At 61.4% G+C, this 17,109-nt stretch carries 17 protein-coding genes; 10 read left to right on the top strand and 7 right to left on the bottom strand.

Annotated features, from left to right (window positions below):
* Nucleotides 1-115: 115 nt before the first annotated feature.
* Together J9893_RS07350 and ilvN are read left to right on the top strand one after the other, a co-directional pair.
* Complete coding sequence (locus tag J9893_RS07350; RefSeq protein WP_171865080.1) at nucleotides 116-1,834, top strand: acetolactate synthase 3 large subunit; 1,719 nt, start codon at nucleotides 116-118, stop codon at nucleotides 1,832-1,834.
* Nucleotides 1,834-2,328 (top strand): acetolactate synthase small subunit, encoded by a 495-nt coding sequence (ilvN, locus tag J9893_RS07345; RefSeq protein ID WP_010673160.1) that lies wholly within the window; start codon nucleotides 1,834-1,836, stop codon nucleotides 2,326-2,328. Before J9893_RS07350 ends, ilvN begins: the two co-directional genes overlap by 1 nt.
* A gap of 478 nt (nucleotides 2,329-2,806) precedes the next feature.
* Here ilvN and pta read toward each other — a convergent pair whose 3' ends face one another.
* Both pta and J9893_RS07335 read right to left on the bottom strand, forming a co-directional pair.
* On the bottom strand, nucleotides 2,807-4,960 hold the full coding sequence (gene pta, locus J9893_RS07340) for a phosphate acetyltransferase (RefSeq protein ID WP_119197348.1): 2,154 nt from the start codon (nucleotides 4,958-4,960) through the stop codon (nucleotides 2,807-2,809).
* Nucleotides 4,961-5,030: 70 nt separating this feature from the next.
* Nucleotides 5,031-6,233 (bottom strand): acetate kinase, encoded by a 1,203-nt coding sequence (locus tag J9893_RS07335; protein ID WP_041211117.1) that lies wholly within the window; start codon nucleotides 6,231-6,233, stop codon nucleotides 5,031-5,033.
* A 301-nt stretch (nucleotides 6,234-6,534) separates the two neighbouring features.
* On the opposite strand from J9893_RS07335, the gene yfbV reads away from it, so the two are divergent.
* The gene (yfbV, locus tag J9893_RS07330; protein WP_029313829.1) at nucleotides 6,535-6,975 is read left to right on the top strand and encodes a terminus macrodomain insulation protein YfbV; all 441 of its coding nucleotides are present in this window, start codon (nucleotides 6,535-6,537) and stop codon (nucleotides 6,973-6,975) included.
* Nucleotides 6,976-7,027: 52 nt separating this feature from the next.
* Here yfbV and J9893_RS07325 read toward each other — a convergent pair whose 3' ends face one another.
* The 3 genes from J9893_RS07325 to J9893_RS07315 form a co-directional block, all read right to left on the bottom strand.
* Entirely contained in the window at nucleotides 7,028-7,528 is a 501-nt protein-coding gene (locus tag J9893_RS07325) for a YfbU family protein (protein WP_039040945.1), read from the bottom strand.
* 195 nt (nucleotides 7,529-7,723) lie between these two features.
* Nucleotides 7,724-8,188, bottom strand: coding sequence for a thioredoxin-dependent thiol peroxidase (gene bcp / locus J9893_RS07320; protein ID WP_010673165.1), 465 nt, complete (start codon nucleotides 8,186-8,188; stop codon nucleotides 7,724-7,726).
* Nucleotides 8,189-8,211: 23 nt separating this feature from the next.
* The gene (locus J9893_RS07315; protein ID WP_010673166.1) at nucleotides 8,212-8,745 is read right to left on the bottom strand and encodes an ACT domain-containing protein; all 534 of its coding nucleotides are present in this window, start codon (nucleotides 8,743-8,745) and stop codon (nucleotides 8,212-8,214) included.
* 188 nt (nucleotides 8,746-8,933) lie between these two features.
* On the opposite strand from J9893_RS07315, the gene dapA reads away from it, so the two are divergent.
* The 3 genes from dapA to J9893_RS07300 all read left to right on the top strand — a co-directional run bounded on the left by dapA (nucleotide 8,934) and on the right by J9893_RS07300 (nucleotide 12,205).
* Nucleotides 8,934-9,821: a 4-hydroxy-tetrahydrodipicolinate synthase gene (gene dapA / locus J9893_RS07310; RefSeq protein WP_029313831.1), complete on the top strand. Its 888-nt coding sequence runs from the start codon at nucleotides 8,934-8,936 to the stop codon at nucleotides 9,819-9,821.
* Nucleotides 9,814-10,932, top strand: a complete 1,119-nt coding sequence (bamC, locus tag J9893_RS07305; RefSeq protein WP_210600691.1) for an outer membrane protein assembly factor BamC — start codon at nucleotides 9,814-9,816, stop codon at nucleotides 10,930-10,932. Before dapA ends, bamC begins: the two co-directional genes overlap by 8 nt.
* A 169-nt stretch (nucleotides 10,933-11,101) precedes the next feature.
* Nucleotides 11,102-12,205, top strand: coding sequence for a phosphoribosylaminoimidazolesuccinocarboxamide synthase (locus J9893_RS07300; protein ID WP_210600689.1), 1,104 nt, complete (start codon nucleotides 11,102-11,104; stop codon nucleotides 12,203-12,205).
* Nucleotides 12,206-12,328: 123 nt separating this feature from the next.
* Here J9893_RS07300 and J9893_RS07295 read toward each other — a convergent pair whose 3' ends face one another.
* On the bottom strand, nucleotides 12,329-12,931 hold the full coding sequence (locus J9893_RS07295; protein ID WP_041211120.1) for a short chain dehydrogenase: 603 nt from the start codon (nucleotides 12,929-12,931) through the stop codon (nucleotides 12,329-12,331).
* Nucleotides 12,932-13,028: 97 nt separating this feature from the next.
* On the opposite strand from J9893_RS07295, the gene J9893_RS07290 reads away from it, so the two are divergent.
* From J9893_RS07290 to J9893_RS07275, 4 genes are all read left to right on the top strand, one after another.
* Nucleotides 13,029-13,931: a LysR family transcriptional regulator gene (locus J9893_RS07290; protein ID WP_210600687.1), complete on the top strand. Its 903-nt coding sequence runs from the start codon at nucleotides 13,029-13,031 to the stop codon at nucleotides 13,929-13,931.
* Between the two features lie 74 nt (nucleotides 13,932-14,005).
* Nucleotides 14,006-14,629 carry a DUF2057 domain-containing protein gene (locus tag J9893_RS07285; protein WP_201936017.1) on the top strand — a complete coding sequence of 208 codons (624 nt, stop codon included), beginning with the start codon at nucleotides 14,006-14,008 and terminating at the stop codon, nucleotides 14,627-14,629.
* A 73-nt stretch (nucleotides 14,630-14,702) separates the two neighbouring features.
* A complete protein-coding gene (locus tag J9893_RS07280) occupies nucleotides 14,703-15,149 on the top strand; it encodes an HIT domain-containing protein (RefSeq protein ID WP_039040966.1) in 447 nt (148 codons plus the stop codon).
* A 118-nt stretch (nucleotides 15,150-15,267) separates the two neighbouring features.
* On the top strand, nucleotides 15,268-15,960 hold the full coding sequence (locus J9893_RS07275; protein ID WP_029313837.1) for a DUF3334 family protein: 693 nt from the start codon (nucleotides 15,268-15,270) through the stop codon (nucleotides 15,958-15,960).
* A gap of 61 nt (nucleotides 15,961-16,021) precedes the next feature.
* Here the strand turns inward: J9893_RS07275 and J9893_RS07270 are convergent, their stop codons facing one another.
* Nucleotides 16,022-17,020, bottom strand: coding sequence for a DUF2860 family protein (locus J9893_RS07270; protein ID WP_039040951.1), 999 nt, complete (start codon nucleotides 17,018-17,020; stop codon nucleotides 16,022-16,024).
* Nucleotides 17,021-17,109 lie beyond the last annotated feature (89 nt).

The following is a 17,109-nucleotide window of genomic DNA, read 5'->3' as shown; positions in this document are numbered from 1 at the left end:
TCCGAACTCGCCTGATCTGCCTGCAGACAACAACAAGACTCGGATCGGCGCTGCCGGGAAGCAGCGGACTGTCGATAGCTTTCGCTTAACGGAGCAAAGCCTGGAGGGCTTTATCATGGAGATGTTATCAGGCGCCCAGATGGTGGTTAGAGCGCTGGAAGATCAGGGAGTGGAACACGTTTTCGGCTACCCTGGTGGCTCAGTGCTCGACATCTATGACGCTCTCTTCGAAAACGGCAAGATGGAGCATGTCCTGGTGCGGCACGAGCAGGCCGCAGTGCACATGGCGGACGGTTACGCCCGCTCCACCGGCAAGGTGGGCACTGTGCTGGTGACCTCGGGTCCCGGCGCCACCAACTGCATCACGGGGATCGCAACCGCCTACATGGATTCCATTCCCCTGGTGATCCTGTCCGGCCAGGTGCCGACCAGCATGATCGGGGAGGATGCGTTCCAGGAGACCGACATGATCGGCATCTCCCGCCCGGTGGTGAAGCACAGCTTCCTGTGCAAGAAAGCCAGCGACATTCCCGAGGCCATCAAGAAGGCCTATTACATTGCCGCCAGTGGCCGCCCGGGGCCCGTGGTGGTGGATCTGCCTAAAGACGTGCAGAATCCGAAAGAGAAGTTCCCCTATCAGTATCCCGAGTCCGTTTCCCTGCGCTCCTACAATCCGACCAAGGCGGGACACAAGGGCCAGATCAAGCGGGCTGCCAAGCTGCTGACCGAGGCGAGCCGCCCGGTCATGTACGTGGGTGGCGGCGCCATCAACGCCAATGCGGATCACCTGGTGACCAAGCTGGCGGAGCTGCTGAACCTGCCGGTGACCACCACGCTCATGGGACTGGGCGCCTTCTCCGGCACCCATCCGCAGTTCATCGGCATGCTCGGCATGCACGGCACCTTCGAAGCGAACAAGAGCATGCACAACGCGGATCTCATCTTCGCCGTGGGTGCCCGCTTCGATGACCGCGTGACCAACAACGTGGCCAAGTTCTGCCCGAATGCCACCATAGTCCACATCGACATCGATCCCACCTCCATCTCCAAGACGGTGCAGGCTCATGTGCCCATCGTCGGCTCGGTGGAAACCGTGCTGGAGCAGATGCTGGAAGTGATTCGCGAGTGTGGTTTCGACAACGACAAGCAGGTATTGGCGGACTGGTGGAGCCAGATCGGCCAGTGGCGCTCCCGCAACTGCCTGGCCTACGAAACCCATCCCACCCTGATCAAGCCGCAGCAGGTCATCGAGACTCTCTACAAGGTGACCAAGGGGGAGGCGTTCGTCGCCTCCGACGTGGGCCAGCATCAGATGTTTGCCGCCCTCTACTACCCGTTTGCCAAACCACGTCAGTGGATCAACTCAGGTGGTCTCGGCACCATGGGCTTTGGCATTCCCGCCGCCATGGGCGCCCAGTTTGCCAACCCGGATGCGGTGGTCTGCTGCGTCACCGGCGACGGCTCGGTGCAGATGAACATCCAGGAGCTCTCCACCTGCATGCAGTACGGGGTGCCCATCAAGATCATCTCCATCAACAACCGTGCGCTGGGCATGGTCAAGCAGTGGCAGAAGATGTTCTACGGTGGCCGTCACAGCCACTCCTACATGGAATCCCTGCCTGACTTCGTCAAGCTGGCGGAAGCCTATGGCCACGTCGGCATTGCGGTGAGCGATCCGGCGGAGCTGGAGAGCGCCATGGAGAAGGCCTTTGCCATGAAGGACAGACTGGTGTTCATGGACATCTCGGTCGATCCGGACGAGCACGTCTATCCGATGCAGATCAAATTTGGTGCCATGGACGAGATGTGGCTGAGCAAGACGGAGAGAACCTGATGAGACATATAATTTCCGTTCTGCTGGAGAACGAATCCGGCGCCCTGAGCCGTGTGGTAGGCCTCTTCTCCCAGCGCGGCTACAACATCGAGACCCTGACGGTGGCCCCCACCGAGGATCCCACTCTGTCCCGCATGACCATCGTCACCATGGGGGATGAGCGGGTGCTGGAGCAGATCCAGAAGCAGCTGCACAAGCTGGTGGACGTGCTCAAGGTGTGTGACCTGAGCGAGGGTGAGCACATCGAGCGGGAGATCGCGCTGGTCAAGGCGCGCGCCGCCGGTGGTGCACGTGACGAACTGAAGCGGCTGGCGGACATCTTCCGTGGCCAGATCGTCGACGTCACCCCCGAGCTCTACACGGTGCAGCTCGTCGGGACCAGCGAAAAGCTGGACGCCTTCATCAAGACGGCTGCCCAGACCAACGAGATCATCGAAGTGGTGCGCTCCGGTGTCTGTGGCATCTCCCGGGCGGACAAATCCCTGCGTCCCTGATGTGGCCGGATGTGAAAATAGCTGTTCAAGGGCTCTTCGGAGCCCTTTTTCGTGTCTGGCAGCGTTGCGGGCAAGTGGGGGGGCCGGTAGGGATGCTGGCCACAGCATCAGGAGGTTATCGAGGGGGTGAAAGAGAAGGGGGAAGGGAGGGTCTTCACCTGTCATTTTCTTTCAAATGATCGGTAAACTATCCACAAAAGCTGTGGAAAACTCTGTAGATTAGCGGTGTGTCTGGCGTTAGTCGCATGATCTTAAAGGGATATTTCAATTTGATCCTGGCTGGATCGCATTTGTGCAATCCCCTGGCGAGGGTGTGAGCGTTTGCTTATCCCTCGTGCCTTGCCAAGGGCGGAACGCGGATCTGTCCGTGGATCCGGACGGGATCCCGACCTGATCTTGCGGATCAACATTTCTGGGCGCGAACCATAAAAAAACCCGCCTCTCGGCGGGTTTTTCATTGCATCGGACTGCGGGTCGATTACTCAGCCTGGGCTGCCTGGATGCCGGTCAGGGCGATGGTGTAGACGATGTCGTCCACCAGGGCGCCACGGGAGAGGTCGTTGACCGGCTTGCGCATGCCTTGCAGCATGGGGCCGATAGAGACCAGCTCGGCGGAGCGCTGTACCGCCTTGTAGGTGGTGTTGCCGGTATTGAGATCCGGGAAGACGAACACGGTGGCCTTGCCGGCAACCGGGGAGTTCGGTGCCTTGGACTTGGCGACGTTCTCCATGATGGCCGCATCGTACTGCAGCGGGCCGTCGATGATGAGGTCGGGACGCTTGGCCTTGGCCAGCTCGGTGGCTTCACGCACTTTCTCTACATCGGCGCCGGCGCCGGAGGTGCCGGTGGAGTAGGAGATCATGGCCACGCGCGGCTCGATGCCGAAGGCGGCAGCGGAGTCGGCGGACTGGATGGCGATCTCGGCCAGTTGCTCGGCGGTGGGATCCGGGTTGATGGCGCAGTCACCGTAGACCAGCACCTGATCCGGCAGCAGCATGAAGAAGATGGAGGAGATCAGGGAAGAGCCCGGGGCGGTCTTGATGATCTGCATCGGCGGACGGATGGTGTTGGCCGTGGTGTGCACGGCGCCGGATACCAGACCGTCGACCTCGTTGCGCTCCAGCATCATGGTACCCAGTACCACGTTGTCTTCCAGCTGCTCGCGGGCAACCACTTCGGTCATGCCCTTGTTCTTGCGCAGCTCGACCAGACGAGCCACATAGCGCTCGCGTACGGCAACCGGATCGATGATCTCGACGCGGTCGGTCAGTACCACGCCCTGCTGTTCGGCAACACGACGGATCTCTTCCGGGTTGCCCAGCAGGACCGGACGGGCTATGCCACGCTCGGCACAGATAGCGGCAGCCTTGATGGTCCGCGGCTCTTCCCCTTCCGGCAGCACGACGCGCTTGTTGGCCTGACGGGCCAGTTCGGTCAGCTGGTAGCGGAAAGCCGGCGGGCTCAGGCGACGGGAACGGGTGGACTTGGCGGAGAGAGACTCGATCCAGTGCTTGTCGATGTGACCAGCAACGTAGTCCTGCACCAGCTCGATACGCTCGCGGTCATCTTCCGGGATGTCGACGTTGAAGTTCTGCAGGCTGACGGCGGTCTGCCAGGTGTTGGTGCCGGTGATCATGATCGGCAGACCGGTGGCCATGGCCTGTTGGCACAGGGCCATCACCTGCGGTTCCGGGTGGTAGTTGCCGGTCAGCAGCAGGGCACCCAGCTTGACGCCGTTCATGGCGGAGAGGCAGGCGGAGACGATGACGTCGGAGCGGTCGCCGGAAGTCACCAGCAGGCTGCCCGGACGGAAGTGCTCGATCATGTTGTGGATGGAGCGGGCGCAGAAGGTCACGGTCTGCAGGCGGCGGCTTTCCAGCTCACCCTTGTTGATGATCTTGGCGGCCAGGTGCTTGGCGAGATCCTTGGCGCGCGGTGCGATCAGCTGGGTGTTCCAGGGAATGCAGCCGAGGATGCGCAGCGGACTCTTGCCGAAGACCTGCAGCACTTCCAGGTTGTGGCCGGTATCGGCGCCGTGGTGGTGCGCTTCGAACATCTCGGTCAGGTCGGGACGGGTCACGCCGTGCTCGTCAACCGGGGCACCCACCTTGTTGATGACGCAGCCCACGATGCGCGGGTTGTTGACGCCACCGAAGTTGGAGCAGGCCAGCTCGATGCGCTCTTTGAGCTTCTGGCTGGAGTCGTTGCCCGGATGGGTCACGAACACCATGTCGGCGTCCAGCGCCTTGGCGACGTCGTAGTTCAGCTTGTTGGCAAAGGGTTGCTTGTCGGTCGGAACCAGGCCCTCGATCACCACCACTTCGGCGCCGCTGCTCTTCACGTGCTCTTCGAAGCGGGCCACGATCTCTTCCAGCAGGATGTCGGTGTTGCTGGAGGTGATCATGTTCTCGGCGTAGGAGAGGGCAAACGGCTCGGGCGGATTGATGTTGGCAGCGGCGCGGATCACGGCGGTGGAGCGCTCGGTACCGGTTTCACCCGGACGCGGCTGGGCGACCGGTTTGAAGAAGCTGACATTGACACCGTGACGTTCCATGGCGCGAACGACGCCAAGACTCACGGAGGTTACGCCGACACCAGTGCCGACCGGGATGAGCATAATAGTGCGTGCCACTTATTACCCCTTGTTCATTTTTTGGGATCAGGAAAAGGCCGCCCTGGGGCGGCCTTGCTCTACAGCTAATTTATGCGCCGACCAGTTCCAGCGCGTCGTGGGCGATGACCCACTCTTCGTTGGTCGGGATAACCAGGGCCTTGGTGGAACCAGCCTTGGTGATCTCGCCGCCCTTGCCGAAGCGAGCCTTCAGGTTGGCGTCGTGGTCGACGTCAAAGCCCAGCAGGCCCAGCTTGTTCAGGGTGATCTCACGGATCGGGGCGGAGTTCTCGCCGATGCCGCCGGTGAAGACCACGGCATCCAGACGACCGTCCATGGCGGCGGCGTAGGCACCGATGTACTTGGCCAGACGGTAGCAGTACACGTCCATGGCGCGCTTGGCTTCTTCCTTGCTGTCGTAGTTGTCTTCAACGAAACGGCAGTCGGAGGTGACTTCGGTCAGACCCTGCAGGCCGGATTCCTTGGTCAGCATGGTGTTGATCTCGGCAACGCTCATGCCCAGCTTGTCGTGCAGGAAGAAGATGATGGCCGGATCGATGTCACCGGAACGGGTACCCATCACCAGGCCTTCCAGAGGGGTCAGGCCCATGGAGGTGTCGACGGACTGGCCGTTCTTGATGGCGCAGACGGAGCCGCCGTTGCCCAGGTGGCAGTTGATGATGTTCAGCTCTTCCACCGGCTTGTTCAGCTGCTTGGCGGCCTCCAGGCTGATGTAGTAGTGGCTGGTGCCGTGGGCGCCGTAGCGACGGATGCCGTTCTCCTTGTAGAGCTTGTACGGCAGGGCGTACAGGAAGGCTTCTTCCGGCATGGTCTGGTGGAAGGCGGTGTCGAACACGGCCACGTTCTTCTCGGCCAGCTCCGGGAAGACCTTCAGGGCGGCACGGATACCGATCAGGTGAGCCGGGTTGTGCAGCGGTGCGTAAGGAATGGCGGCTTCGATGCCGGCAATGACGTCATCACAGATGCGAACGGAGGAGGTGAAACGCTCGCCGCCGTGTACCACGCGGTGGCCGATGGCGATCAGGTTCTTGGACAGTTCCGGGTTGAGCGGCAGGATCTTGTGAACGATGAAGTCCAGCGCTTCCTGGTGAGCGGCACCGGCACCCAGATCAGCGTTGCCTTTCTCGCCGTTCAGCTTCCACTTGATGCGGGCGTCGTCGAGGTTGAAGCATTCGGCCAGGCCGGACAGCAGGTCATCACCGGTGATTGCGTCAATGACAGCAAACTTCAGGGACGAGCTGCCACAGTTAAGAACAAGAACCAGCTTACTCATGAATAAATCCTATCGCAGATTGGGTTGGGTTGGAGGATGCGCCGGACGCGGTGCGTCCAAAAACTATCAACTTATCCTTATGAGGGTTGGCAATCTGTTGCTTGCCCCTTGTATAGTGATACAAGACCCGATATTCAGACGTCCCTGACTGGTCAGTGGCCGTGCCCCAGCGTAAAAATGGGCGTACAAAGGATAACCTGATTGTTGAAAAATAACAAAGTCATCCTCAACCTTTGTTATTGCCTCTCAAATATTGTCGAGGTTTTGCCGTTAATGCGTTCGAAAAGAGCTCGGAGGTAGCATGAGCATGAACATTTTTGGAACTAAATTACAGCAAGGCCGTCATTATATGACTCTTTGGCCGCGCCGTCCCGAGCTTAATTCCATGTTCCCGGAGAATCGGGTGATCAAGGCCACCGAATTCGCCCTCAAGGTGATCCCGGCACTGGCGGTGCTCAGCGTCATGGTGCAGTTCCAGTTTGGCGAGCTTCATTACTGGCCCTCCGTGATGGCGTCCGTGCTCTTCCTGCTCAGCCTGCCGCTACAAGGGTACTACTGGCTCGGCCAGCGCGCCGATACCCGGCTACCCCCCTCCCTCGCCACCTGGTATCGGGAGATAAACGGCAAGATGAACGAGCAAGGCGGTCAACGTCAGCTGGTGGCGCGTCCCCGCTACGAAGAGCTGGCCGATACCCTCAACGCCGCCTTCAAGCAGCTAGACAAATCCTTCCTCTACGAATGACTTTCCGAAGTCAGACTGACGACAAAGGCGCCCTCAGGCGCCTTTTTCACATTCAGGCGGCCAGCACTTTGCTGATCTCCTGGATGGATAGCTTGTACTGACGGGGGCACTGACGCCAGACCGCCAGCATGCGCTGGTACTTGTCCCGCATGGCGATGTCGCTGGAGAGCTCATCGCAGGGGCAGGGCAGTTCGGGGAAGCGCTTGTCCACTTCCAGCAGGAAGCAGACGTAATCCGCCAGTTCCCGCTCCTGGCTGCGGCTGTAGCCGTTGAAGGCAAGGCGGCTCTCGTTGACATCGGCCCGGGCGCTGGCATCCAGGTTGCCCCAGGAGATGGCCAGTGCATGGTGCAGTTCCAGAGTGTCCAGCACCTCCTGGCAGGTGGCGAGATCCAGGTGGCCGAAGCTCTTCTCCAGCTCGAGGATCTGCAGGCAGTAGCCGCGCTCGACGATGGTGCTGGCACGCTGGTAAAACGCCGCCTTTTCCGGATTGAGTTTGGCCAGGATCTCGTACTGGTTGCTCAGGATCAGGCGTTCGGTGTGGCTCATGTTCATGGGCTGTCTCGCTGGAAAATGAATCTGGGGTCACGTTAACCCATATCCAGGATGAATTTTTTGATCTGAGAGGGGAGGTTGGCGAGAAAAAGGGGTAAGAGGCGCCCTGGTGAGCCGCCAGAGAGTGGGGGCTGATGCCGTGGTGAAACGAGGAGGGCCCGCCATGGCGAGCCCTGCAACAATGCCGCTGGTGGCTTAGCCCTTGACGAGGTCGAGCACCACCTGATGGTGATCGCTGGTCTTGAACTTGTCGAAGCGATGGGCAACCTTGCCCTCTTCATCGATGAGGAAGCTCAGGCGATGAATGCCGTCATACTCCTTGCCCATGAACTTCTTCGGACCCCAGACGCCAAAGGCATCGGCCACCGCGTGATCCTCATCGGCCAGCAGGCGGAAGTTGAGGTTGTCGCGCTCCTCGAACTTTTTCAGGCGCTTGGCGCTGTCCGGGCTGATGCCGAGCACCACCACATTGAGGGCAGCCAGCTCGCTATTGACGTCGCGCAGACCGCAGGCCTGGGTGGTGCAACCCGGGGTCATCGCCTTGGGGTAGAAATAGATCAGCACCTTCTTGCCGCGCAGATCGGCGAGGCGAACCTGATTGCCGTCCTGATCGGAGAGGGAGAAATCGGGGGCCTGGGTACCAGCTTCTAGTGGTGACATGGGGTCTCCTCGGATAAACGCCGTCAGGCGTACTTGTGATTGACGATGAATTCGAACGACTCGGCGCCCAGTCCACGACAGAAATCGGCGAAGGCCGTCTTCGAACCGGGCTCTTCTCCCTGCTTGGAGAGATTCAACTGAAAGTTCGCCTTGAGCAGGTTGAAGGGCTGCTGTTCCAGGGTGATGGTCTGCATGGCCTGGATGTCCCAGCCGTGATCGCTGAAGAACTGGGTGCACTGACTTACGATGCCCGGCTGATCCCGGATCAGCACCTCTGCGCTGGCGCTGATGTCATATTGCAGGGAGTGGTGGCGCTCGGTGCGTTTCATCATGGTGATGAGATCCCACTCCTGGCTGCGCAGTGGGAGGCTGATTTCCAGTTGCATCAGGCTGTTCCAGTCACCGGACAGCAGCATGATGAAGGTGAATTCGTTGCCGAAGATGCCAAGACGGCTGTCGACAATGTTGCAACCGCAGCCACTGACGTGACGGGTCACCTCATTGACGATGCCAGGCCTGTCCGTGCCGATGGCCGTTACGACCAGGTAGTGAGTCATAAATCGTCTCTCGTCCATTATTGAGAATGCGTTGACCGCGGGTGCCGGTACCCTGCTGGGAGGCCTCTTGCGCGCGCGTGCATTCATACGTTTTGTGCCGGATGGTAACACGGCTTGTCCCGTGCCTCCCTTGTTTTTCAAAAGGGGCAGCTTTACCATTACGCCCCTGAAAATCGGGAGAATTATCCATGTTACGCGGTAGTATTGTTGCGCTCGTTACCCCCATGCTGCCCTCGGGCGACATCGATTGGGTCAGTCTGGCAGCGCTGGTGGAATATCATGTGGATGCCGGGACCAGCGCCATCGTCGCCGTGGGAACCACGGGAGAGTCGGTCACCCTGAGCGAGCAGGAACATATCGCCGTGGTTGAGAAGACGGTGGAGTACGCCGCCGGACGCATTCCCGTCATCGCGGGCTGCGGCTCCAACAATACTGCTCACGCCATCGCCCTTTCCCGGCGTTTCGCCACCATGGGCGTGGTGGCGGGTCTCTCGGTTACCCCCTATTACAACAAACCCACCCAGGAAGGCCTCTATCGTCACTATTGTGCGATCGCCGAGGCTAGTGGTCTGCCTCAAATTCTCTATAATGTGCCCGGTCGCACCTGCTGTGACCTCAAACCCGAGACGGTGGCCCGTCTGGCCAAGGTGCCCGGCATCATAGGTTTGAAAGAAGCGACTGGCGATCTTGGCCGTACCCCGCTGCTGCGCGAACTGTGCGGGCCGGATTTCGCGCTTTATAGTGGCGATGACGCCAGCGGATGTGATTTTATGCTGCAAGGGGGCGATGGTGTCATTTCGGTCACCACCAATATTGCGGCGCCCCAGATGGCCGACATGTGTCGTGCTGCCCTGGCCGGTGATGCCGGGCAGGCTCATGACATCAACAATCGATTGATGCCGTTGCATCAGACTCTGTTCTGTGAACCGAGTCCCATCCCGGTGAAATGGGCCTGTGCCCGGCTGGGATTGATGGCGACGGCGACCTTGCGTCTGCCCCTGACCGATCTCACCCCCGAGGGGGAAGCGGCGATGGCGCGAGCACTGACGACTGCGGAGTTGATGGCGAGTGTTTAAAGCAAATGGAAAGGGAAATGCAGTGCGCCTGGTACTGAGTGTCGCGACGGTGGCCGTGCTGGCTGCCTGCAGCTCACCCCAGGAACGCAAAATGGCCAACCGTGGCTTCGAGTATGAAGAGAGCCGCCTCGAAGGCCGCGCCTTCCTTGTGCCCGCCGGGTTGAGTACCCCCGCCTTTAACAGCAATTTCGACATTCCGGCCCTGCCCGAGAGCAGCCGTGAGGGCGCCCTCGGGGCCAAGGTGGACGTGCGTCCGCCCGCCCAGTTGCTCACCGTGGTGCCCGGCAGCCAGGTGGTGGCCAATGCCAGCGAGCCGACCGTCGCCTTCTATGCCCTCAGCACTTCCCAGAGCGTGGAGCGCGATACCTGGGCCTTCCTGATGAACTTCCTGGCCGAACACAAGGTCACCACCGAGAAGCTGGACCAGCAGGACGGCGTCTTGCAGACCGGCTGGTTTGACAACTCCGCGGTGCTCGATGGCTGGGCGGAAGATGACGATGACTTCAAGATCCGTCAGCGTTACCAGTTCACCCTGCGCAACGATGTGCAGCGCCACGCCATCAAGATGTCGGTACGGGTGCTGGATCACGAAGAGACCATCGACGGCGAGACCAGCACTGTGCTGACGCCGGCGGACGCTCAGCGTTATGCTACCCGCGCCCTGAACCAGTTCTTCCTCTATTACGACAAGCAGCTCAAGGCCCGTGAACAGCACAAGTCCAGCGATGGCATGGGGCTGGAGCTGGGTCTGGACAACAACGAGCTGAGCGCCTGGATTGCCGAAGGGTCGTTTGACCAGGTGTGGCGCCGCCTCAATCAGGTGCTGCCTGCCTATGGTTTCACCATCAAGGATACCCAGCAGTCCCTGGGCTGGATCGACGTGGAGTACGACGAGCCGGACAGCGAGTTCTGGAAGGCCAAGGGAGCGGAACCGTTCAAGCTCGAGGAAGACAAGTATCGCTTCCAGCTCGGCGAGATGACGGGCGGCAAGACCTCCATCACCCTGTTCGACAAGGACAAGAAGCCTGTCGCATCCGGTGTCATCTCCCAGATGTACATCAGCCTGTCCGAGGCCTTTGCCAAGGGCTTGGCCGATCAGGGGGCGAAGTAAGCATGGAAACAGGGGCCTCGCGCCCCTGTTTTGTTATGTCCGGGTTGCCGCAGGGCCAGCGTGCCGAGCCGGTTGCCCCGGGCCTGAGTACCTGATGATGTGAATCCCCCACAGACAGGGGTCTGGTGCCCCTGCCTAACTAGTCCCACAACAGGAAGTGTTATTAGCCATGAGTCTTGCAGATCAAGTATTGGCGGTGAACGACGATTTGCCGATCCGTACCGATAAACCTGTCCATTCCGGCAAAGTGCGCAGCGTCTACTGGTTGACCCCGGCAGACAGTGCCCGGCTCATTCGGGAGAAAGGCTATGATGTGCCGGCCGATACGCCCCTGGCCCTCATGGTGATCAGTGATCGCATCTCGGCTTTCGACTGCATCTGGCAAGGGGTGGACGGTCTGAACGGCGTGCCGGGCAAGGGCGCGGCGCTCAATGCCATCTCCAGCCACTGGTTCAAGCTGTTCAAGGAGCAGGGGCTGGCGGACAGCCACATCCTGGACATCCCGCACCCCTTCGTCTGGATCGTGCAAAAAGCCCGTCCCGTGATGATCGAGGCCATTGCCCGCCAGTACATCACCGGCTCCATGTGGCGTGCCTACAAGGATGGTGAGCGGGAATTCTGCGGCATCACCCTGCCGGAAGGGCTCAAGAAGGATCAGAAGCTGCCCGAGATCCTCATCACCCCGTCCACCAAGGGGATCCTCAAGGGGCTGGATGGCGTGCCGGAAGCGGACGACGTCAACGTCTCCCGCGGCGACATCGAGCGCCACCATCAGGCCTTCGGCTTCCGCTCCCCGGCGGACATCGACCACTACGAGGCGCTGCTCAAAGAGGGCTTCAACGTCATCAGCGAGGCGCTGGCTGCCCTGGATCAGGTCTTCGTCGACACCAAGTTCGAGTTCGGTTACGTGACCGATGCCGCCGGTCGCGAGAAGCTCATCTACATGGATGAAGTGGGCACCCCCGACAGCTCCCGCATCTGGGACGGCGCAGCCCTTCGCGGCGGCGAGATCATCGAGAAGTCCAAAGAGGGCTTCCGCCAGTGGCTGCTGAACCACTTCCCGGATCCGGACATCCTGCTCAACAAGAACCGCATGCCCGAGCGCTTCGCCCTGGCCCGGGACAACAAGCTGCCCACCGAGGTGATGATGGATATCTCCCGCACCTATGTGGGGATCGCCGAGATGATCATCGGTCAGCCGCTGGTACGCAGTGCCAATCCGAAGCAGGAGATCATCGAGGTACTGCGGGAGCAGTACGGCCTGATCGACTGAGGCCGACCGCTTTTTTTGCCGCAGGCGCACAAACGTTTGCCGGTGGCAGGGGAGGCGTTTGCAACGCAGATGACAAAACGGGCCCCATGACGGGGCCCGTTTTCATTGGGTTGTCCGGAGCGCTCAGCCATTGACCCGGAAGATCTGACCGGTCTGTACCCCCAGTACCGATTTCTTGTAGGCCTGGGCCACCCGGGCGGCGGGTACCGGCACGAAGCCCGGGAAGAAGTCGGCATACTTGCCCATGGACTCTTCCAGCACGGTGGGGCTCACCACGTTGATGCGAATGCCCCTTGGCAGCTCGCAGGCGGCCCCTTTCACGAAGTGCTCGATGGCACCGTTGATGGTGGTGGCGCTCACCCCCCAGTGGATGGGCTCCTCGCTCAGAATGCCGCTGATGAGGGTGATGGAGCCACGGTCGCTCAGGTGGGCAATGGCGGCCCGGGTCAGGTTGATCTGGCCCATCAGCTTGCTCTGAAGCCCCACCTGCCATTGCTCGTCCGTCATCTCGGTCAGGGCATTGAAGGCGACGCTGCCGCTGGCGACCACCAGGGCATCGAAGGACCCGACCTGCTCGAAGAGCGCTCTGATGGAGGCGGGGTCGCGCATGTCCACTCTGGCATCCCCCTGGCTGTGACCGACCCGGATCACCTGGTGATCCTGGGCAAGCAGTTCGCTGACGGCGGCGCCAATGGTGCCGGAGGCACCCACAATCACAATCTTCATATCTATCGCTCCTGGTTGAGATGAGTTGATGATAGCGGGATAAAAAGGGAGAAAAAGCGCTTATGATGAACCCATTGTTTCCATATTGGTGCTAATGATGGATATCACCCACCTGGCCAGTTTCTATGAAGTGGTGCAACGGGGCAGTTTCTCCGCCGCTGCCGATACCCTGGGGGTGAGCAAGGGGATGCTGAGCCGCCATGTGAGCGCCCTGGAGTCCGCCCTCAATGCCCAGCTGCTCCAGCGCACGACCCGCAGACTCAGCCTGACCGAGGCGGGGCGGGTGCTTCACCAGCAGGCCGGCGAGATCTTCGCCCTGGCCCGGGAGGCGGAGGAGGGGATCCGCGCCCTGACCGAGGAGGACAGCGGCCGCCTGCGCTTCACCTGCCCGGTCAGCACGGGGGACCGCATGGTGAGCGAACTGCTCGCCCGTTTTGCCGAGCTCTGCCCCGGCGTCCAGGTCGAGCTCAACTTCACCAATGCCATGATCGACATGAGCCAGGGGGAGAATGACATTGCCCTGCGGGCCATGGAGCTGATCCCCGACAACCTGGTGGCCCTGCCGCTCGGCAGGCTCAAGGATGTGGTGGTGGCAAGCCCCGCCCTGCTGGCGCGGGAGGGGATCCCCGCCACTCCCTATGAGCTGGGGGGGCGCTCCTGCCTGCTGCAGGGCCACAACCCGGACTGGGAGCAGTGGCACTTTCGCCAGGGGGAGGAGGAGGCGCACATCCTGGTGCAGGGGCGAGTGCGGGCCAACCACTACAGCACCCTGCTGCAACTGGCCCGGGCGGGCATGGGGTTTGCCAAGTGTCCACTGATGCTGGTGGAGGCCAGCCTGGCCCGAGGGGAGCTGGTGGCCGTGCTGACGGAGTGGCAGACCGGCCTGCACCCGATCCATGTGCTGCACGCCCAGCAGCGCCGGGTGCCGCGCAAGATCCGGCTGTTCAAGCAGGTGCTGGCCCAGTGGTTTGCCGAGCGGCCCCATTATCTGCTGGGGTGAGCCTGCATCCCGTTATTTTTCTGTCATCTGGGGCTGCTACCCTGCGCCCTTCATCGCGAAAGGAGAGTCAGGGAATGAAGCGTCATCAGGGTTGGGCAGGGGTTGCGCTGCTGTGCTGCGGCGGTGTGCAGGCCGAGGTCAGGGTCGAGGTGCCCCGGGATTTCCAGATCCTGGCGGTGAGCGCCGGCAAGGTGCAGGACGAGCAGCATGCCGTGCTGGCCGACGGGGAGCAGCAACTGCTGGTGCGCTACGAGGGGGTGATCCCGAGTCGCAACAGCAGCGACAACGATCGCCAGGTTCGCTCCGAGCCTCAGGTGCTTCGCTATGAGGCACGCGGGCAGTCGGTGCGCCTGCAGGCTCCCGTGCCTGCGGACGAGGCCGGGATGGAACGCTACGCCAGGGCCCCTGTCCTGGGCCTGGTGGCGGGGGGGCAGCCCCTCGAGGTGCGCCAGGATACGCTGATGGTGCAGGGGATGCAGATCGGCATGGACTGGCATGCCAGGCTGATGGAGTACAACCGCAGCGAGGGGCCTGCCGTGCTCGCCGGTGCGGCGGATGTGACTGCGGCCGCCGTGGCGACGCCCCGGGCCTCCTCCGTGCCGGCCAGCGCCCTGGAAGGGCAGTTGCAACAGCTTTTCCTGCAGGCGGACCCCGCGCTTCGCAAGCGCTTCATCGGTTGGGCCGTGCCGCGCCTTTAAGTTTGCTCCCCGTTGCAGTAACGTGGGCACATCTTTGATTCCCGATGTGCCCATGTTGATCAGCGAGGCCCCCATGTTTGAATTGCACCCCCGCCTTCAGGCGGATACCCGGATACTGGGGGATCTGCCCCTGTGCCGCGTCCTGCTGGCCAAAGACAGCCAGTATCCCTGGCTGATTCTGGTGCCACGGGTCGCCAACCTGCGGGAGATCCATCATCTGGCCCCCGAGCAGCAACAGCAGTTGATGCAGGAGTCCTGCGCCGTCGCCACCCTGATGGAGCGGGCACTCGGCCCGGACAAGATCAACGTGGCGGCCCTCGGCAATCTGGTGCCTCAGCTGCACCTGCACCACGTGGCCCGCTTCAGCTCGGATGCGGCCTGGCCCGGCCCCATCTGGGGTGCCTGTCCCGCCATTCCCTATGAGGAGCAGGCCTTGCAAGGGGCGGCTGCCAGTTGGCAAACCCGTCTGGCTACCCTGGATGGATTTCAGCCATTTCTGACTGATAATCCAGTCAAGTGAGAGGTGGCTCGCGCTTTGGGCACCGGGATCACGCAATCTGTTAGCGTATCGCGTCGGTGCATGGTGACATGGGCGACACGAGTGACAGCCCCATTATTTCGATCAGCAGGAAGGTTCCATGATAGTGACAAGATCCGAGGATGATGCCGTATTGACCACAGAGGACGTACTGCTGAGCCTGTGCAATTCGGTGACGAGCGTATTGAGTGCGGCGACCCAGACCCAGGTGCGCTTCTCCGGCATGGTGCAGCGGATCAGCAAGACCTGCCTCAAGCCTGACATCGGCTGTTTCGTGCTGTTTGACGGCGGCTTCTCCGGGCTGGTGGTGATCAACTTCTCCGCCGCCGCGGCCATGGAGCTCTACCAGAGCTACATGCTGAGCATGGGGCTCTCCAAGGAGGATCTCGCCATCTCCCACACCTCGGACGAGGTGAGCAACGTCATGGGCGAGCTGATGAACCAGATCGTCGGCAGCTTCACCACCAAGGTGGGGCGCGAGCTGCAGACCCACATCACCCAGAACCAGCCCAAGATGCTGGCGCTCAACAAGCAGGTGATGCTGAGCGTCGACACCAACCTCGACAATCCCGAGACCCGCCGGGTGACCTTCTTCACCGCCAGCAACAACATCTTCTATCTGGAGCTGGCCATGGACAAGACGGAGTTTATCCGGATCCATGATGGCGGCGTGCAGGAGGAGGTGGATCCCGACGAGCTGATCGCCCAGGCCAAGCAGTCAGCCAAACCGGCACCGGCGGCCGCGCCGGCGAGCAACGAGCACGACGATCTGCTGGATTCCCTCGGCATCTGATGGTCGAGGGTTGTGCAAATGAAGAGGCCACCCCGGGGGTGGCCTTCTTGCTTGGGGCGGGTCAGAAGTTGTAAAGCAGCCCGGTACTGAAGCGAAGCGCCTCGGCATCGTAGAAGTCGATGTCGGAGTCGGCGCTGGAGTAGGCTGCGGTGAAGGTGGCGGCAAGGGGTTTGATGCCGAACAGGTTGTGCCAGAAGAAGGTGCCATTGAGGGCGAACTCGCTGGCATCGGCGCGCTGGCCGAACAGGGGATTCGCCTCGTCATACTTGCGCTTGCCGGCGTAGAGGTTGCTCACGATGGACCACTGGGAGGCGCGCTTGGCATAGGTCAGCTGCAGACCGGTGTTCTTGAAGCTCTCCGCACTCCCGTCCAGGCGGGCCTCCTTGTAGAGGAAGGCGGGCTCCAGCAACTGGTCGCCGCCGAAGTGGTACTGGTAGGAGAGTGCCAGGTCGTGGACCTTGCCATTGCGGCTCAGCATGGAGGCGTAGTGGGTGCCGTGGGTCAGGTCATATTGCTGGCCACTGCGCTCCTCGTCGAGCTCCACTTCCCGGCTGGTCAGGGTGGCGTAGACGTTGCTGCCCCAGATCCTGTCCCAGGCAAAGCGCACCCCTTTCGAGGTGAGATCGGTGGCGCTGCGATCCACGCCGGTGGCGAAGGGATCGCTCCACACTTCCACCGGCATGAGGTTGAACACCAGGGAGGTGGCGACGATACCCTTGTCACCCATCTCCTGGCGCAGACCGAGTTGCTGGGTAAAGTCGAAGCGCACCGCGTCCTGGATGAGGTTGCCGAGGAAGACCTGGGTGCGGGTATCGGCGAAGGTGTAGCGGATATCGGCATTGAGCAGCGGGCTCAGACCGCTTTCGCGGCCGGGGGAGCCCAGATCATCGATACGGCTGTTGCTGTCGTCACCGGCATAGAAGTTGGACTTGTGGCTGCCGGCATTGACCCCGCCCAGCAGAAAACCGGACCAGCCGGTCTGGCGGGGGATCTCCCCCAGATCGGCGTGGGCGGTGGTGGCGACCAGCAGGCCAAGGCTCAACAGAACATGATTTCGCATCGGGTATGCTCCTGACATAACGAATGAGAAGGGTGACAGTGCGCCCCGGTATTCCGGTGGAACCGGTGCTGACTGAGGCATGGCAGGCA

The organism is Aeromonas sp. MaB10011B, from assembly GCF_017939325.1.
GTDB lineage: Bacteria > Pseudomonadota > Gammaproteobacteria > Enterobacterales > Aeromonadaceae > Aeromonas > Aeromonas caviae.
This window is presented reverse-complemented; position numbering and strand designations above follow the sequence as displayed.